The following is a 278-nucleotide window of genomic DNA, read 5'->3' as shown; positions in this document are numbered from 1 at the left end:
CCCCGCACCTGCTCGGCAATGAGCAAAGCAGCGCCGCACCAACCGGCAAGCGCCCGGCGCATTTCCGGTTGGTGGTAGTTGCCGTCTACATCCTTAGTGAACGACGCTTCGTGAACCGCTTGGTCCGCACACCGCAGCATCGCGGCCTCGAACGCTGCGATGGTCACGCTCTTCGTTTCATCAATCATCGGTGTAGCCCCCATCGTTAGCACGGCCATCGTTGGCCAAGCCATCGTTGATGTTGCTGATATCGGAGAGGGCGCCGTCGTATTCGGCTC

Annotated in this window: 1 protein-coding gene; it reads right to left on the bottom strand. The window is 60.8% G+C overall.

Annotated features, from left to right (window positions below):
- Positions 1 to 188: hypothetical protein (locus AC1RPH_RS08290; protein ID WP_481762110.1), on the bottom strand; the 188-nt coding region annotated here is incomplete at its 3' end.
- Positions 189 to 278 lie beyond the last annotated feature (90 nt).

This window comes from Dellaglioa sp. CoH-57-MRSF-16, from assembly GCF_056782055.1.
This window is presented reverse-complemented; position numbering and strand designations above follow the sequence as displayed.